Origin of the sequence: Paenibacillus motobuensis (assembly GCF_039521865.1) — a bacterium.
Classification (GTDB): domain Bacteria; phylum Bacillota; class Bacilli; order Paenibacillales; family Paenibacillaceae; genus Fontibacillus; species Fontibacillus motobuensis.
The window spans coordinates 548,743-566,157 of record NZ_BAAACX010000009.1 but is presented as its reverse complement, the minus strand read 5'-3'; the positions used below and the strand labels follow the sequence as shown (position 1 = coordinate 566,157).

9 protein-coding genes are annotated in these 17,415 nt (G+C 41.3%); all 9 read left to right on the top strand.

Features of this window, described 5'->3' with window-relative positions; translation table 11 throughout:
- Window positions 1-13 precede the first annotated feature (13 nt).
- The 9 genes from ABD014_RS13175 to ABD014_RS13135 all read left to right on the top strand — a co-directional run bounded on the left by ABD014_RS13175 (window position 14) and on the right by ABD014_RS13135 (window position 17,317).
- A complete protein-coding gene (locus ABD014_RS13175) occupies window positions 14-6,184 on the top strand; it encodes an RHS repeat-associated core domain-containing protein (RefSeq protein ID WP_343861715.1) in 6,171 nt (2,056 codons plus the stop codon).
- A gap of 1 nt (window position 6,185) precedes the next feature.
- A complete protein-coding gene (locus ABD014_RS13170; protein ID WP_087434370.1) occupies window positions 6,186-6,443 on the top strand; it encodes an Imm32 family immunity protein in 258 nt (85 codons plus the stop codon).
- Window positions 6,444-7,107: 664 nt separating this feature from the next.
- A complete protein-coding gene (locus tag ABD014_RS13165; RefSeq protein ID WP_343861709.1) occupies window positions 7,108-8,232 on the top strand; it encodes a glycoside hydrolase family 88 protein in 1,125 nt (374 codons plus the stop codon).
- Window positions 8,222-10,396: an alginate lyase family protein gene (locus ABD014_RS13160; RefSeq protein WP_343861707.1), complete on the top strand. Its 2,175-nt coding sequence runs from the start codon at window positions 8,222-8,224 to the stop codon at window positions 10,394-10,396. The genes ABD014_RS13165 and ABD014_RS13160 overlap by 11 nt, the downstream gene beginning before the upstream one ends.
- A 97-nt stretch (window positions 10,397-10,493) precedes the next feature.
- Complete coding sequence (locus ABD014_RS13155; protein ID WP_343861705.1) at window positions 10,494-12,206, top strand: cache domain-containing sensor histidine kinase; 1,713 nt, start codon at window positions 10,494-10,496, stop codon at window positions 12,204-12,206.
- The gene (locus ABD014_RS13150) at window positions 12,206-13,792 is read left to right on the top strand and encodes a response regulator transcription factor (protein ID WP_343861703.1); all 1,587 of its coding nucleotides are present in this window, start codon (window positions 12,206-12,208) and stop codon (window positions 13,790-13,792) included. The genes ABD014_RS13155 and ABD014_RS13150 overlap by 1 nt, the downstream gene beginning before the upstream one ends.
- A gap of 200 nt (window positions 13,793-13,992) precedes the next feature.
- On the top strand, window positions 13,993-14,925 hold the full coding sequence (locus ABD014_RS13145) for a carbohydrate ABC transporter permease (RefSeq protein WP_343861701.1): 933 nt from the start codon (window positions 13,993-13,995) through the stop codon (window positions 14,923-14,925).
- A gap of 12 nt (window positions 14,926-14,937) precedes the next feature.
- Window positions 14,938-15,774, top strand: coding sequence for a carbohydrate ABC transporter permease (locus ABD014_RS13140; RefSeq protein WP_343861699.1), 837 nt, complete (start codon window positions 14,938-14,940; stop codon window positions 15,772-15,774).
- A 154-nt stretch (window positions 15,775-15,928) separates the two neighbouring features.
- Window positions 15,929-17,317, top strand: a complete 1,389-nt coding sequence (locus tag ABD014_RS13135) for an ABC transporter substrate-binding protein (RefSeq protein ID WP_343861697.1) — start codon at window positions 15,929-15,931, stop codon at window positions 17,315-17,317.
- Window positions 17,318-17,415 lie beyond the last annotated feature (98 nt).

Sequence of the window (17,415 nt, the reverse complement as noted above, 5' to 3'; positions counted from 1 at the left end):
GGGAGAATTCTGAATGAATATAAAAAAAATATTAATATTCATAAATGTACTAATAACGTTATTAATTTGTTCGTATCTCTACGAAGATAACGTCTCATCAGCAGCTAGTTCTATTGTTTTAGAACAAGGTAATAGTATACAAATAACAAACACGAACGATGAGAAAGTAGAAATAATGATTGATGGTCAAGTGGATTACGTTCTATATGATAATAATCAGAAAATTGTAAACTATAAAAAAAATAGATCTAATTTTAAAGAGGTGATTTTAAATGGTTATAAACTGCATGTCACTAATACCGGAAATCATAATGTAAATATAAAAAGTAGTAATTATAATTCAAAATATATGGCCATTGATTCAAATGATATTTCAAGTAATTTAGAATTCAAGACTTTATCTGAACCAGCACTTATTTCAACAATAATAAAACCTAATGCTGCTATTGAATTTACCTATAACAATGATATTGGAAACAGTATATTCGTGTATGGGAGCCTTCTTCATGCTTCTTACAGTAGATATGGTGCAGAGGGTAGAATCATTATTGATGATAACGAATTAATCGGGCTAAATGCTTACTCAAGAAATATAGTAAAAAACATAGGTAGTAATGATATTGAGCTTGATGCCCCAGGTATGTATGTAGATAATTTTACTCCCTATCATAATCCTGTACTCGAATATAAGTGGGTTGAACCAAACCAGAGTGTAAAAATTGAATACTCCGGAGAAGGAGAGTTGAATTTTTCAAATGATTTCTACAATGAGTGGTATAGTGAATTTGATGTTGCTTCATACCCTTTTACAAATTCTGGCAAAGTTCGGGTTGTTTCAAAGGGAACAGTTAAAGAAGTTGAAAAAGGAAGACATATTATAACAAATCGAGATGTTGGGCAATATTTATTGTGCCCTTCAGAAACTTGTGATCTTGATTATTATGAAAAACCTGCTATATCCGAAATATTCATAGAGCCCGGAGAGTCTGTAAGTTTAATCAGATATAACGATGCAGTATATTCAAATATTAGTTTACAAGACTCAAAACTAAGGGGTGCAACAGTAAATTTTTCAAAGTATGATCAGGACGGATTTCCGTTAAAATATGGAAGAAATAATACTTCTTATGATTTTGACTTTCTAAAAAGTTATTCAACGGTTATTACAAATGTAGGTAATAAAGCTTTAAGAATTGAAGTACCTTATGAGATTTACCAAATTAGTAGAACAGAGAATCCAGCATTAAGAATAATGAAGCTTGAACCGGGTCAAAGCATAATATTTAATCAACCCTATGATGATATTTATATTCTAGGTAAATATGTAATAGCTTATTATGGTCCCGATAACATTTCAAAAGGCTTTACAGTTTCAAGTAATTATCTATATAAAAATAATTTTACAAATTGGCAAGTAGTTGAAAATATTGATCAAAAAGCTTACGAAATTTATGGTGCATATAATACGTTTGATCCAATTTTATATACTTATCCGGCGCTTAAGGAAACATCGCTTTATCCCGGGGGAGTAATCGAGATAAACAACCCATATATAGAAAAATTTGATTCGATTTCCACGAATGGAAATTACGACGTTGAAGTATGGGCTTACGATAAATTTGAAGATAAATGGAAATGGCAGAAACACCCGTTAGACCTTTCGCCTACATATCGCCTTATAAGAAATGTAGGTAATACAAAGGTAGTATATAGGTGGGCTTATCATGCTAGCATAAACGGAGGAATAATCTCAAGCGGTCCAAGTAAAATCAGTGGGGTAGGAGGAAAAGAAGGGATATCTAAATTAGATCCGCTGAAAATTAATGAATGTTCGGCGGTGGCTGATCCAGTTGACACTGCGTCTGGTGCACAGGTTATTGATCGATTTTTCTTAAATACAAAATGTTCTGTTCCCATTCGATTGCACTTAAATCACAATTCATTGTTGTTGAATGAAGGACCTTTAGGCAAGGGATGGAATCATGAGTTTGAAACTAAGTTGAATTTTGTTGCTGATAACAATATCGAATTACTCTGGAATTCAAATAGGAAGAATTTATTTGTATTAAGCGGGACTCATTACGTATCTAATGATTTATCAACTATACATGATAAGCTTATAAAACATAATGACGGTACTTATACTTTGAAACGAAAAGACCAAACGATTTATTTGTTTAATAAAGAGGGAAAGCTCCTTAGCATTACTTACAGTAACGGTAATGAACTAAAAATGAAATATGGGGACAATGGTGAAATATACCAAGTTATTGACCCAATATCCGGGCAAGAATTAACTTTTTACTACAACGAAAAGGGTAAAATTAGTAAAGTTTCAGACAGTATGAATAGGGCTGTTACATTTGTCTATGATAACAACAAGAATTTGATTGAAATTTTTAATGAAAATAACGAAAAAACTTCATATACTTACACGCCACAAGGGGCTTTACTAACAGGTGTAAACGACGAAGGTGTTCAATTATTTAGTAATGAGTATGATGAACATGGTCGAGTTGTAAAGCAAACGGATGCTCAAGGGAATACTACAGTATTTAGGTATATAGAAGAGAATAACAAAGTAACTACTGTAGTAAAAAAACGCGATAATGGCGAAAGAACTCTGATTCATAATCAATTTTACCAACTAACTGAAATACAGGACGAGCTGGGGAATAAATATCATTTTACTTATGATAGTAAAGGGAACCAAATTAGTTCTATTGATCCTTTAGGAAATGAAACATTAATGGCATATGATGAGAGAGGAAACCTTACTTCTCTTACTGACGCAAATGGGTTTGTTACTAAAATGACCTATGATGATCGTAATAATTTATTAACTAAAACAGATGCGCTTGGTAATATAACCTCCTATACTTATGATGGATTAAATAACTTACTTAGTGTAACAGATCCTTTAGGCGCAGTTATTCGTTGGACCTATAACAATGAAAATTTACCAATATCTAAAACTAATGCAGCAGGTGCAATTACTACTTATTCATATATATCTGGCAGGCTGTCAAGTATAACGGATCCTTTAGGAGCTGTTACCTCTTATGAATATGATCTTGCTGGAAGACTAGTTAAAGCAACTGATCCATCAGGAAATGTTACAATTCTTGAGTATGACCCGCGTGGCAATATTATTCGACTCACTGATAAATTGGGGAATATTTATAATTTTAGTTATAATAGCTCAGGCGATTTATTGAGTACTACGGATCCATTAGGAAATGTAACTGCTTATACGTACAATGGGAATGGACTGCAAACGGCCAATACTGATTCAGCTAATCAAATGACTAAGTACGAATATGATCCAGAAGATCGATTAATCAAGGTAACGGATCCACTTTTACAATCTATTTCATATCGTTATGACCTGGCAGGTAGAATTATATCGTATACGGATGCCAAAGGTAGTACTTCTCTAATGGAGTATGATTCGAAAGGTCAACTTATAAGTACTACGAATGCAGAAGGTTACCAAATCTCATATGAATACGATCCAGTAGGTCAATTAATTCGTGAAATAGATAGTGACAATAATAAAACAGTTAGAAGCTATAATGGTATTGGTCAGTTAGTTAGTATGATGAATGCACAAGGAGATACAACTACTTATTCCTATGATGCGAATGGGAATCTTATTAGTATAACGGATCCGTTGGGAAATGTTTCGGCATTTTCTTACAACGTTATTGGTGACTTGATTAAAAAGACTGATGCGTTAGGTAAAGAAACGAATTTTGAATATGACGTAAATGGAAGATTGGTAAAAAGTATAGATGCTTCAGGTAATACCACACAATATAAATACGATCTTCAAGGGAATATGATTATGCTAACAGACCCAATGGGTCATTCATATTCTTTTGAATATGACGCAAATGGAAATCTTATATCTGCAACCGATGCAAAGGGAAAAGTAATATATACAACCCAATATGATTCTTTATCAAGACCGATTCAGGTAACAGATATTTTAGGAAATACGACAACTAAAACTTATGATTCATTAAGCCGTCTTACATCTGTACTTAATCCAAAAGGACAAAAAAACGAATATTCTTATGATGAATTGTCTCGTTTAAATCTAGTAATTGATCCTGTTAAAGGTGTAAGTAAGCAATTCTATGACGAAAATGATCAGATAACAAGTATTATCGACCCTAATGGGAATGAGCAATTCTTTAGTTACAATAAACTTGGGAATATCCTAAGTGAAACTAACTCAACTGGTTCATCTCTTCATTATAGTTACAATCAAAAAGGGTTAATAACGGGTCAAAATAACGCAAGAGGCCAAGAATCAAATATAGAATATGATTCGCTTGGAAGAATTATAAGTATTATGAATACTGAGGAACACATATTTTACTCATACGATAAAAATGGAAATTTACTTAAAATTCAGGGGAATGAGGGTGATATTCTACGTAAGTATGATGAGCTTAACCGAGTAGTATCATATACAGATGTTTATGGGAATACGGTTAAATATTCTTATGATCAAATTGGGAATTTGTCACAATTGATGTATCCAGACGGGAAAGTAGTCTCATATACTTATAATAAAAATGGGCTGATGGAAAGTGTCACAGATTGGCTTGGAAGACTAACAACATATCTGTACGATGAAAATTCTCGTCTGATTAAAACAACCCGTTCTAATGGGACAGTTGAAACAAGAGCTTACGATGATAAGGGGCAATTAATTGAAATAAAAGATATCAATTCAACTGGTGACATTATCATTTATGATAAATATGCGTATGATTCGAGTGGTCTTGTTGAGCGTGAGGATAAATCTAATTCCTTTGAGCCTAATTTATCTAATGAATTAACAATGACTTATGGCCCCGATAATAGGTTAATGACTTATAATGATGAGGAAATCTCCTATGACGCTGATGGAAATATGACAATGGGACCTCTTCAGGGCTTTATGCAAGACTTTATATATGATAGTAAAAATCGATTAACTAATACGGGTCAATTTCAATATACTTACGATTCGGCTAATCAGCGTATTGCAATATCTACTAGTGAAGAAACAACTAGGTTTGTTATCAACCCCGAATCATATTATTCTCAACTACTGATGGAGACTGACGAGAGTGGAAAAGTTAAAACCTACTATGTTTATGGTTTGGGACTTATTTCACGGGAGGATGCAAACGGAGCATATCAGACGTATCACTATGATCGTAGAGGAAGTACGGTTGCACTAACAGATGAGCAGGGGAATATAACAGATCAATATACCTACGACTCATATGGTGAATTACTGCATCGGGAGGGAGATACGAAAAATCGGTTCTTGTATAGTGGGAAGTATGGAGTTATGACGGATGATACTGGCCTATACTATATGAGAGCAAGATATTATAATCCGGATATAAAGAGATTTATAAATCGGGATGTTCTAGTAGGAGATATTTCAGATGGACAATCGTTAAATCGATACGCCTACGTCAATGGTAATCCAATTTCATATGTGGATCCCTTTGGTTTAAGTAGGGATGGAGATTCGTATGATAATTTTATAGAAAACACGGTTGTTTCCCTAGCGGAAAGCTTGTATTACGGTACGATTGGCACATTTGAAGCGATTATCAATTACGAAGATACAATAAGAGGAATCCAGAGCAGTATAGAGAACTTTAACTTAAATGATGCAACAAATTCAGTAATACAATATGTAACTAATTTTGCCTGTGGAGATAGTGAAACACAAGCAAAGATGACTGGGGAGTTATTGTCAAACTTTGTAGGTATAGGTGTAGTAAGTAAAGTTGGCAAGTTTATTCCATCCGGAAGTATCAAAAAGCTTGTAACAAAATTTATTAAAGATGAGAGCGGCTCAATTGGTCCGTTTTGGGGTAAGGGTAATGCTCTTAGTACTAGTCAGCTTGGGTTAAAAGACGGAATGAAAATGAAGACAAATGATGTTCTTGAAAATGCAGAGAAGTTTTTAGGTCAAGGATATAAAGAGATGGGGAATGGACGGTTTGTATCTGCTGACTGGACTAGAGTTGTAAGAATGGGAGATAATGATATACTTGGTAAACATGGGGGCGGACCACATATGAATTTTGAGACATTAGTTCCAAACCCTAGTAAACCGGGTAAGATGAAAGTGGACCAAAATCTGCATATTTATTTGGAGGATTAATATGGAAATCAAAATACAAATTCCAAAGTATTCAAAAGATAACGGAATCGAATTTGTTTGGGAAGATAACTTCACCATTCTAGCTGAAAAAAGTACAGATTCGATTGTAATTAAAGCTAATAAAGAAGGACTGCAATCATTGGCAAAACACCTTCTAACTCTAGCACAAAATGAAGTGCCCGTAGATACTCATTTGCATTATGATGATTTTAATTCTTTAGAAGATGGTTCGTGCGAAATAGTAATTCAAAAGATATAAAAGTTTAAATCCAGATTCTGCGAGCCTTAGAGGTTTATCCTTCTAAGGTTCTTTTTTTGTGGGGCTACCCAGTGCCGAATGAACCCATTATTCAACCAAAAACACCTATAACCGATGTAATACCCGTATGAATATTTTCCAACTCACTTGTGCGCTCATCAATGCTTGAATTTTATCCCCCAAATAACGCTATAGCGTTACAATAATACGAATCTGGAATTAGCATTAGTAGGCGATTCTCATGCTTTGCCAGGATCATTCGGACATTTTTGACCGTTAGCGCCCAAATTTTGGTACGCAGCTCTTGTAACGGACAATATTGTCCATTACAAGGGAAATGTTCAACGGAAACCTGCAATTCTTGCTCTAACAGTCATTTTTGACCGTTAGAAAAGTGCTATCGCGCATTTGAACAGAACAAGTAAACATATTAACACAATCCAGTACATAAAAAGCAAGGCCCGGTACGGGCAGTGTTATATGATAGTTTCGGAGAATAACGGGGAATTTCACGGTTTGTGGCCCCTTTTTTACAGTCACCAAAGGTCTGTTTTCTCCTAAAAGTCAAAATTGTTCACATAAGGTCAAAAATACCCCCTACTAGGAAGGCGCTGGACTTCTTATTATAGGCTTAGGACAACATGAATCGAAAGGAGCAAGAACGATGTGGAATAAGGCGATTGAAGATGCGGTAGGTAAGGTTAGGGCGAATATGGAGCGGTTCGGAACGAGATTCCCGCATATTAGTACGGACGGCGTCTATCAGTTAAATGACAATGAGGATTGGACGAACGGATTCTGGAGCGGGATGCTGTGGCTGTGCTATGAGTATACGGGAGATGAGGCGTTTCGCGAGAAGGCAAGAGAGACGGTAAAAGATTTCCGCCGCCGCTTTGATGCGAAGATCGTGCTGGATCATCATGACATCGGCTTTTTGTATTCTCTATCCTCGAAGGCACAGTGGATTATTGAGAAGGATGAAAGCGCTCGCCAATTGACACTGGAGGCAGCAGACCACCTCTTGAAGCGCTGGCGTCCAGCTGGAGGCGGCTACATCCAGGCATGGGGACGTGAGGGAGATCCGAAGGAAGCAGGACGAATTATCATTGACTGCCTGTTGAACCTGCCGCTGCTGTTCTGGGCGGAACAACAGACCGGCAATCCGAAGTATCGTGAGGTCGCGATTACGCAGGCTGAGAAGACGAGACGTTATATTGTGCGTGGAGACGATAGCTCTTATCACACCTTTTTCTTCGATCCAAGCACGGGTGAACCGATCGGCGGAGCTACACATCAGGGCTATACAAACGGTTCAACCTGGACACGTGGCCAGGCATGGGGTGTATATGGATTTGCACTTGCTTATCATTATACAGGCGATCGGTTATTCCTGGAGACTTCAAAAAGAATGGCCCGCTATTTCTTAACTCATTTGCCTGAAGATCATGTAGCTTATTGGGACTTTAATGCCCCGATAGACAAAGACACTTACCGTGACAGCTCAGCTTCCGCTATCGTAGCGGCGGGTCTGCAGGAGCTGCTGGAGCATCTGGATGAGCAGGATCCGGATCGGGAGTACTTCATGCAAGGCTTGACTGCTTCCTTGACCTCTCTGGTAGAGAATTACTCCACGATTGGAGAAGAAGCGGAAGGACTTCTGAAGCGAGGTTCTTATTATGTACGTGGCGGACTGTCGCCGGATGATTATATGATCTGGGGCGATTACTACTATCTTGAAGCCTTAATGCGTCTTGAAAAAGGAATAAAGGGGTATTGGTATGAACGTTAACGGCACGGAAGCGAGTCATCAGGACAAAGTATATTCGGTCTTTGCGCTGCTTCAACTGGAGAAGCCAGAATTAGCTGATGTAGCTGAAGCGGTAAAGCAGAATCACTATGAAGATGCCCTGCAAGCCTTGCATCGTTATTATCTGGAGCGTTATATACCAGGGAACCGATGGTCACAAGAAGAAACTGCCCAAATTACCGATTATGTGAAAGAGAACTGGGCGGATGAAGTCGCAATGGTGATGAAGACGGCGGATGAAGTCGTTAACCAGACATTCCTATTCCAGTTCCCATGGGATATGGAACGGACACAGGTTCCAGTTACGTTTGATGGCGAAATCGACTGGAACTACATTCCTGATGTCGATCCGGAATGGGCGTACATGTTGAATCGACATCGCTACTGGATCGCCCTGGGTCAGGCTTACGCCATGACCAGAGATGATAAATATGCGGCGGCGTTATGCCGCCAGCTTGAAGATTGGATCGATCACAATCCAGTGCCGAGCGAGCCTACCAGCGATACGCTCAACTGGCGTACGATTGAAGCAGGTCTGCGGGGCAGCAACTGGATCAAGGCGCTGCGTTATGTGTGGGATTCTCCGCAGTTCACGCCGGCCTTGCTGGCGAAAGTGCTGATCTCCTTATCCGAGCATGCTCGATATTTGGCGGATGCATTCACAAGTTGGAAGCGAATCAGCAACTGGGGCGTGCTGGAGACGAACGGATTGCTTCCGATTGCCTTAACTTTCCCTGAACTGAAGGGTTCCGAGCAGTGGTGTAGCCTGGCTGAAGAGCGCCTTGGAGAGACGGCACGGATTCAGGTGATGGCAGACGGAATTCATTGGGAGCAATCGCCGACCTATCATCATGAGGTGATGTGCTGCTACCTCGATTGTCTATATTTTGCCGAGCAACATGGAATTAAGCTGGATGAGGACTTCCGCGGCAAAGTACACGAGATGGCTATGGCTTCCCTGTATTGGGCTAATCCTAGTCATAGGCAGCCTATGTTCGGCGACAGCGATGATAATGATGTTCGTTCATTATTGACGTATGCAGCTACGCTGTTTAAGGATGAGACGCTACGTTTCGGCGCTAATCAGCAAATGGACTATGATAGTGCGTGGCTGCTTGGAATGGAAGCCATCCGAAGCTATGAGAGCTTGAATCCTGTGGAGCCAGCGGAAATTTCTCACGCTTTTATCCACTCGGGGCATTATGTGATGCGTTCAGGCTGGAGCGAGCAGGATTTGTATATGTACTTTCACTGCGGGCCGCAAGGCGGCGGACACGGGCATGCGGATATGCTGCATATTGACCTACACGCCTACGGCAAGGAATTTCTAACGGATCTCGGCAGATACAATTACAGTGACCATACGCCGGTTCGACAAGCGTTAAAAGAAAGCGCAGCCCACAACACGACAACGGTCGATGACATCGGATTTACGGAAATTGCGGACACTTGGATGTTCCATCGCATTGCCAGTCCTCTAGGCAGCAAATGGATCAGTCGTCCTGGCTATGACTATGTCGAAGGCAGCCATGATGGCTATCTGCATTTAGACGATCCAGTGCTGGTAAACCGGAGAATTATTTTTATCAAGCCGCATTACTGGCTACTCGTTGATCGCTTTCAAAGTAAGGGAGAGCATCAGTTCAAGCAGCATTTCCACTTTGGATCGGGTGTCATCGGATTAGGGGAAGGCTCACTAATCTGTCGCACGCAAAATGAAGGGGAAGCGAACCTGCTCATGATCCCAATTCAGAGTGAAGGGCTACATGCTGAAGTATCCGAGGGCGTCATTTCTCGTGAATATAATTTGTTGGAATCTAATCATCAAGTGACGTATTCGCGGAGCGGAAGTGGAATGACCTCAATGATGCAGCTGATCTACCCGCTGCGTCCTGGCGAGTCGGAAGCCCCGCAAGTGAGCAAAATCCCTGTGTTCCGTCACACGGGTGAACAGGTAGATGATGCACAGGCAGAGGCCTGCCGGATTGTCCATCCTGAATTAGGTACTGAGCATATCCTGGTGATTAGCCATAAGGCACCGACAGGTCACTATGACTCTTATGTCGTAGACGGCGTACAGATTTTCGGGGAGGTCGTGCTTATTACGGGTTCCGCCGACAAGAGAAAGATTACGGTCATAAATTAATGAATGCCTAAGGGATGACGAACTGATAAAATAGAGATGAGAGTTCACGTAAAAAGCGGACTTTTTGAACTACCTATAGAGAGAGGCGCGGGAGTGCATGTTCAAACTAACATACTATAGACGTATTCAGCTGTCATTCCTAGTACTTATCTTCATCCCATTGATTGTCGTCTCGACCGTCTCGTTCCTGTTAATTCGCAGTTCGATGGTCGAGAAGTTGCAGCTCAGTAATGAGAATTTCCTGAACGTAATGACCGACGAGATGAACAAGACGGTTGATGACGTCACGTTTGCATCCCATTTTATTGTAAACGATGCCAATGTACGAGCCAATTTGAAGTCTTTTGCCGATACGAAGCGGATCAATAATTACAATGATTATGTACTGTTTACACAAATTCAGGATTTATTCAACCTAATCAACACGAAGCCGCTGAACAATAATATTCGCATGTATCTCGTTAACCGTCAGCATTTTGTTATTTCTTCTGGAACGGAGAACTTGACGGGGGTGAATGCCAGTGTGACCCAGTTGATGAAGCGAGTGGATTTGAAGGAGCCTGAGAAGCTACAGTGGCTTGGTATGGCCGATAGTGGTCTTGGCAACAGAAGCTACTATATTGCCAGAGTCATCTATGACAGCCGGGAGAAGCAGTACGTGTCTGTTCTGCTCGTCTCGATTGCGGAATCCTATTTTAGCAAGCTATTAAGTCCTGTTGAGTTCGGTAAAGTCGCGTTGTTTGATTCTTCAGGCGAGTTGATTTCCGGGAATCCGGAATTGTCATTAGATAATCTAGAATCTAATAACAATGTGCGAACGTTCCGCGACATCTCTAAGTCAAGCTGGAAGCTCGTCTATGAGGCGTCGGAGAAAGAATGGTCTGGTCAGATTTCCCGTACGTTCTATACCGGACTTATCGTCGTTATTCTGCTGTTCCTGGTCTTCTTGATGACTTCCATGGTGATCGCCAAGAGGCTGCATAGTCCGATCCATAAGCTGCAGCGGGTTGTTCGTCAATTTGGTCTTGGTAATCTAGATGTGCGGCTGGATGTCAAGGGTCGGGATGATATCGCCGAACTAGGCCGTACATTGAACACAATGCTGGATCAACTGCAGCAGCTGATTCATGATATCGAACAGGAGCAGGAGCAGAAGCGGGTCATGGAATTGGAAGCGCTGTTTATGCAGATTCGCCCTCATTTTCTAATCAATACGCTCAATTCGATCAAATGCAGTCTCATATTACAGCAGGACAAGCTGCATAGTGGAATTATTGATTCCCTCATGAGTCTTCTGCGAGCTTATCTAAAAGTGAACGAACCGACCACTCTGGAAGAAGAATGCAAGCTGCTCGCTCACTATGTAGACATTATGAAGATACGCAGTGAAATCCCGCTGAAGCTTGAGATAGATCTGGAGCCTAAGACGAAGGAATTGATCGTACCTAAGCTTATCCTGCAGCCGTTGGTAGAGAATGCGATCGTGCATGGATTTGTAGATCATCCGTCGCCAACGATTAGGGTTAGCTCACGGTATGACGCAGGCGGGGTTATGATTGAGATTGAGGATAATGGAAGCGGTATAGAAGAAGAGACGTTAGGGATGCTTAACCGCAGACTCATGTTCAATGACGAAGAGGACGGTTCTTATCAGAGAGTCGGATTGATCAATGTCGTTCAGAGATTGAGATTGACCTTTGGAGAAGAAGCTACGATGACGATCAGCAACCTCCAGCAGGGAGGTACTTCGGTTTCTCTGTATTTGCCTCTGGGGATACACCATGTTTTTCTATCTGGGGGGAATGAATAATGTATAGAGTCATGCTTATCGACGATGATGTTCCCATGCTTAAAGTGCTGCAGCAGATGATCGACTGGGAAGCGAACAATCTGCAGATTGTCGGGACGACCTATTCAAGCGTGAAGGCCATGCATATGTTTGAAGAGGTTCAGCCTGATATTGTAATTACAGATATCGGCCTGCCGCAGAAGAACGGAATTGAGCTGGCCGACAGCTTTACCTCGATCAAGCCGGATGTACGGGTGATCTTCCTGACCTGTCATGAAGATTTCAATTATGCTCAGCAGGCGATTAAGCTTAAGGCGGATGACTATCTGATCAAGGATCAACTGACAGCGGAGCAACTGCAGAAGAGCTTGGAGAAATCCGTTACGATCTTGAAATCTAGAAGCGGTCTGATTCGCTGGAAGACTTCTAATTATAACAGCCAGCTATTCCGTCAGGATTTACTGAAGAGGGTCATTGACCGGGCACCGTCTGAGATGACGATGGCGTATGCTTCGCAAATCGGAGTCTCCTGGAATTATCCGTGGTTCATGCTGGGGATCGTGAATGTACAATTTGCCAACTTCGATAAGCGATATAAACAGAGTGAATATCAGCTTATTCTGTACGCGATCTACAATATTGCACTGGAGCTGTCCGAATCCTTTGAAGGAGTTACACCGATTCTGGAAAAAGACAACATCGCGATTCTGTACAATTTTCGGATGAATCTAGCTCAGAATGCCACACTGCATTTTAGCAATTTCCTGCAGCAGCTGCGTTCCAAGTGTGTGAACTATCTTAAGATTCAGCCTAGTATTGTATCGGTAACAGATAGGATGGAACTGGATTCTGTGGGGCCGGCCTATCAGCAAATATTGCAAGGTAAATTGGAGTTCTATGAAACAGACGATTACACGATTACGGATATTTCCCAGAGTGCTGCCCCGATCTTCCAGCAGGCCCCGCAAGGGTTCCTGAACAGCTGCGTGTCGCAGCTGGAGCAGGCGGTAATCAAGCAAGATCTGGACGGTATCCACAGTATTCTGCTGGAGATCGCCAGAAATGCGCGGGAATCGATGATCGAACCGAGTGATTTTGCGAAGGAGCTTTCTTTTATGCTGCGGGGTATTGAGCTGATGTTCTCTAATTTGAAGTTTGAAGAGGATCTGTTCAAATATCTAACCTTATCTCGTACACTAAGCGATTCCATGGAGCTGATTGAGCGGAAGCTCGTCCAGATTACGGAGAGCAGGGACAAGCAGGGAACAAGTGCGACTCAGGAGCCGAAGCTGCAGGTCATTCAGCAATATATTGAGCAGCATCTCGCTGACAATATCACTTCGATCGATATGGCACGTTATCTGTACTTGAATCCGAGCTATTTCTCTCGTTATTTCAAGCGGATGACCGGGCTGACTTTCACCGATTATGTGCATCAGTATAAGATGAAGCTGGCGACAAAGATGCTGAAGATGTCCAATCAGAACCTGGAATCGATGGCCATCGGCCTGGGGTATTCGGACAGAACCTACTTCTCTAAAGTATTTAAGAAATACGTAGGCACAACGCCAAGCGAATATAAAGCCAAGCATACGGCGCGCAAATAATCATATAGACTAGAATGAGCGTGGTAAATTGTTCAACAATTTGCCGCGCTTTTTTGTATTTCGAAAAGACATGTATATCATAAGTTCGGCGCTCACTAGAAGGTCAAAATCGTGCACGCTCCTGGTCATAATCACTCCTTCTAGTTGCCTACGAATATATTACTATAATGATAACTTATTAATTGTTGAGGTGATACAACGTGGAGGCAGTCAAACAACCTGTGCCGGACATCCAGAGAGAACCACGCAAGAAATTTTGGACCCCGCAACGTAAGGAAGCATTGATCGGCTGGTTATTTCTAACGCCTGAAATTATCGGCATGCTGTTCCTTAATATCTTTGCTCTTGGATTTTCCCTATATTTGAGTTTATCGAAATGGGATCTATTAACTGGAGTGAAGGGGATTGAATTTACTGGATTCGATAACTATGTGAAAATGTTTCACGATCCTTCGATAATCCAAGCCGTTAAAAACAATGTAATCTATATGATCATGACGGTACCAATTCCGATAGCAATCGCTTTGGTGCTGGCCGTGCTCATTCATAACAGCGTATTTTTCAAGGACTATTTCAAGGTAGCGTTCTTCATTCCTTATATATCATCGATTATCGCGATTGCAGCGGTATGGAGCGCGCTGTTCCACCCGTCTCTCGGGCCGATTAACCAGTTCTTGATGGATCTTGGTATTTCTAATCCGCCGAAATGGCTGGTTGATCCGAAGACTTCATTGCTAGCTATCGCAATTATCAGTTCGTGGGCGAGCTTGGGTTATACCATCATTATTTACATGGCGGGTCTGACGAATATCTCGAATGAGATCTATGAAGCAGCAGATATTGACGGGGCAGGACCTATTAGAAAATTCCTTTCTATCACTGTACCAATGCTGCGTCCAACGACTTTCTTCTTATTGATTACGATGCTGATCGGCTCATTTAAAGTGTTCGACGTCATCGCTTATCTGACTGAAGGTGGTCCGAACAACTCTTCAATGGTGCTTGTATACCGGATCTATGAGGAAGGCTTCAAATATCACAATATGGGTTACGCTTCGGCCATTTCCTGGTTGCTGTTCGCCATTATCGGTATCATTACAGCATTAACCTGGAAAATGAGAAATGAAGACTAGGGGGAGTATCAAATGCAGCTAATTAGAAAAAACATGTCAAAAACGATAATCACTGTCTTCATGGGTGCTCTGTCCGTCGTATTCCTAATACCGCTCGTCTGGATGGTATCGGCAGCATTCAAGTTTGAGAAGGATGTAATGCGCTTTCCGATCCAATGGATTCCCGAAAAGATCAATGTGGCGTATAATTTTAAGACAGTCTGGATGGGGAAAGTTCCTTTCTATGAGTTTTATCTCAACTCATTTAAGATCGCAATTATTACGACGCTGATCACACTGATCATTTCGGCTATGTCGGCTTATGCGTTGACCAAAATCAATTTCAAAGGACGGAATATCGTATTCATAGCACTATTGTCCTTTATGATTATCCCTGATCAAGCGACATTGATCCCACGCTTCCTGCTGGTTCGTTGGTTCGGGCTCTATAACACGCATGCGGCGATTATATTTATGAGCATGTTCTCGATCTACTTCACATTCCTGCTGCGGCAATTTATGATTGGCGTCAGCGATGAGATTATTGAGGCAGCAAGAATCGATGGAGCAGGTCATTTAAGAACCTTCTCATCCATTATGGTACCGCTCTGTAAACCGGTATTGGCAACAGTAGCTATTATCAAATTCATCTGGACCTGGAATGACTATCAGAATCCGCTCATTTTCTTGCTGGACAAGGATCTGTACACTATTCCACTCGGGATGACACTGTTCCGCGATGACTTCACGAACAACTATGCGATTATGATGACAGCAGCTGTATCAGCGATTATTCCTCTGCTGATCGTGTTCATCGCTCTTCAGAAACAGGTTATTAACGGGATTGCATTAGGTGGTGTAAAAGGTTGATCACAGATCAACCTCCACCAGAAAGTAAGCGCTATCGAAAAGTCAAAAATGTAATCCTATAACATCAAAATTTTGCACTTGGCCTTCAAGGCAACCGCCTATAATGAACTTGTACAAGCACTACACAAAAAACTTCAGTGCAGGGGGAAACAAGATGAAACACAAGAGTAAAAAGAGTTTTTCTATGATTCTCGGTACCGTCCTTGCTATCAGCTTGATGTTGAGCGGATGCGGAAAATCGGGTGACGGAAATGCAGCGTCAGGAGCAAACAATTCCGGTAATGCTAAATCTGACAAACAGGTTACGATCAAGTATTACAACTGGGATAACGATGCACAAGCAGCCGGAACTGATGCTATGCTAAAAGAATTCATGGATCAGAATCCGGATATCAAGGTTGAGCATGTCGTTCTTGTACCTGGTGATTCCGTTGAAATGGAAAAGAAACTCGACTTCCTGATCTCCTCTGGAGAATCGATTGACGTTGTACAATTGGCAAGCTTGGGCTCTGCTATTGAACGGTCAGGTCGCGGAGCATTCGCACCTTTGAATGAGTTCTATGAAAAGGAAGGCGTTAACCCTGATGATGAATACTGGGTTAATGCTAAGGTTGATGGTAAGTACTATGGTATGCAATATACCAAGAGCATTAACTACATTATGATGAACAAGGATGCCTTGGACGAAGCTGGCCTTGAAGTTCCTAAATACGGCTGGACTTGGGATGACTTCCGTGAATATGCGAAGAAGCTGACCAAAGGTGAAGGCGTTGACAAACGTTACGGTTCTTACTTCCATACTTGGGAGCTCTACATGAACGCTCCTGCTCAGACAATGATGAAGGATCCGTTTGTGTATGATGACGGTACGACGATCCTGTCTGACCCATCGTATAAATATTTCTTCCAATTACGTAAAGACATGGAAACGGTTGACAAGTCGGCTAAGCCTTATTCGGATATTCTCGCAGCGAAGCTGAACTACCGTACCGAGTTCTTCAACGAAGAAGCGGCTATGATCTTGACTGGTAACTTTACGATTGCTGATCCAGGTAATACAGAGCAATATCCACATAGCTTCAAGACTGCGTTTGCACCGGTACCGGTACCTCCGGCAGGAGCTGAACCTAAGGGCTATGAAGGCAAATACTTCACTAGTGGTTCGCAAATAGTAATGGGTGCTACTTCCAAGCACAAAGAAGAGTCCTATAAGCTGATGAGATTCATGACTACAGCAGATTCACCAAACAGACAAGAATTCTCCGGCTACAAGAAAGCGAACAACGAAGAAATTATGAACAAGCTGGTTGCTGGTCATGAAGACATGTATGATTTGGATTCACTCAAGTACTCTTTGTTCAGCGATGACATCAAGTTCCTTGACGCTGGTGCGAAAATGACTAAAGCTAATGCAGAAATCACGAAGGTTATCGATGATGGCTTCAGTAAATATATGCTTAGCGACGAGCCACTTGATGATGTATTGAAGTGGATGGTTGATGAAGCGACGAAGTACATCAACGAGAAGGGCTTCGTTGAATAATTCGAGCTGGATTAGATAGTTAAGATGATATTTACTGATTGACTTACAAGGGCCGTCTCAATGATCTTATGAACATGAGAGATGGCCCTTGTTATCTA

What these genes read in the sequence shown, in the direction of transcription:
- ABD014_RS13160 (WP_343861707.1), top strand. Translation starts at nt 8,222, where the DNA reads ATGAACGTTAACGGCACGGAAGCGAGTCATCAGGACAAAGTATATTCG.
- ABD014_RS13165 (WP_343861709.1), top strand. Translation starts at nt 7,108, where the DNA reads ATGTGGAATAAGGCGATTGAAGATGCGGTAGGTAAGGTTAGGGCGAAT.
- ABD014_RS13175 (WP_343861715.1), top strand. Translation starts at nt 14, where the DNA reads ATGAATATAAAAAAAATATTAATATTCATAAATGTACTAATAACGTTA.
- ABD014_RS13140 (WP_343861699.1), top strand. Translation starts at nt 14,938, where the DNA reads ATGCAGCTAATTAGAAAAAACATGTCAAAAACGATAATCACTGTCTTC.
- ABD014_RS13170 (WP_087434370.1), top strand. Translation starts at nt 6,186, where the DNA reads ATGGAAATCAAAATACAAATTCCAAAGTATTCAAAAGATAACGGAATC.
- ABD014_RS13155 (WP_343861705.1), top strand. Translation starts at nt 10,494, where the DNA reads ATGTTCAAACTAACATACTATAGACGTATTCAGCTGTCATTCCTAGTA.
- ABD014_RS13135 (WP_343861697.1), top strand. Translation starts at nt 15,929, where the DNA reads ATGAAACACAAGAGTAAAAAGAGTTTTTCTATGATTCTCGGTACCGTC.
- ABD014_RS13150 (WP_343861703.1), top strand. Translation starts at nt 12,206, where the DNA reads ATGTATAGAGTCATGCTTATCGACGATGATGTTCCCATGCTTAAAGTG.